The following is a 1265-nucleotide window of genomic DNA, read 5'->3' on the forward strand; positions in this document are numbered from 1 at the left end:
TGACGTGACCCCCGTTTTTTCCTCCAATTGGAGCTAGAGTCCGGCCCATCGAGGGATACGGACGACATGAAACGGAAGCAGTTTTCGGAAGAGCAGATCATCGGCATCCTGAAGGAAGCCGAGGCGGGCGCGGTGGTGACGGAGTTGTGCCGCAAGCACGGCATGTCGAGCGCGACCTATTATGCGTGGAAGGCGAAGTTCGGCGGGCTGGAGGTGTCCGACGCGAAGCGGCTTCGGGCTCTCGAGGACGAGAACGCCAAGCTGAAGCGACTGCTGGCCGACGCGATGCTCGACAATGCGGGTCTGAAGGATCTGCTGTCAAAAAAATGGTAGCGCCCGCCGCGAAGCGACAAGCTGTCGCGCATCTCCAGGCGACGTGGGGGATGAGCGAGCGTCGGGCGTGCATGGTCGTCGGGGCGGACCGCAAGAGCATGCGGTATCGCTCGTGCCGGGCAGATGATGGCGACCTGCGGTCGCGTTTGCGTGAGTTGGCGCAGCAGCGTCGGCGGTTCTGCTATCGGCGCCTGCACATCCTGCTCTGCCGTGACGGCATCACGATCAACCGCAAGAAGACGCAGCGCCTCTACCGTGAGGAAGAGCTGACGGTCAGGCGCAGGCGGGGACGAAGGCGCGCCGTTGGCGCGCGGGCGCCTGCGCCGGTGCTGGCGCTCCCCAACCAGCGATGGAGCCTGGACTTCGTCCACGACCAGCTTGCCACAGGTCGTCGGTTCCGGGTGCTCAATATCGTCGACGACATCACGCGCGAGTGCCTGCGGGCGGTGGTCGATACCTCGATCTCCGGCCGCCGTGTCGTGCGCGAGCTGACCGAACTAGTGGCCGAGCGGGGCACCCCGAAGATGATCGTCAGCGACAACGGCACCGAGCTCACCTCCAACGCAGTGCTGAGCTGGTCGGGCGAGGCGAAGATCGAGTGGCATTATATCGCGCCGGGCCGTCCGATGCAGAATGGCTATGTCGAGAGCTTCAACGGCCGCATGCGGGACGAGCTGCTGAACGAGACGCTGTTCCTGACGCTGGGCCAGGCCCGCGACATCGTCGCGGGCTGGGTCGAGGACTACAACACCGAGCGCCCGCACTCCTCGCTCGGATACGCCACGCCAGCGGCCTTCGCCGCAGGTCTCGCCTTGCAAGGGGCTGCTCCGCTCCGCGTAGCTGGAAGCTACGCTCCGCAGCCCCTTGCTCCACCAGCGCAGCCGCGCGACAACAACACCCGGTCTCTGGTCCCGGCTGGATGAAAACCGGGG

At 65.5% G+C, this 1265-nt stretch carries 1 protein-coding gene and 1 pseudogene; both read left to right on the top strand.

Annotated features, from left to right (window positions below; translation table 11 throughout):
- Positions 1-66: 66 nt before the first annotated feature.
- Positions 67-219, top strand: a pseudogene (locus KK7_RS23935) (transposase); the annotation flags it as partial.
- Positions 186-1256 (top strand): IS3 family transposase, encoded by a 1071-nt coding sequence (locus KK7_RS0119175; protein WP_474753600.1) that lies wholly within the window; start codon positions 186-188, stop codon positions 1254-1256. The pseudogene KK7_RS23935 and the gene KK7_RS0119175, both read left to right, overlap by 34 nt.
- Positions 1257-1265 lie beyond the last annotated feature (9 nt).

This window comes from Sphingomonas elodea ATCC 31461 (genome assembly GCF_000226955.1).
Taxonomy (GTDB): Bacteria; Pseudomonadota; Alphaproteobacteria; order Sphingomonadales; family Sphingomonadaceae; genus Sphingomonas; species Sphingomonas elodea.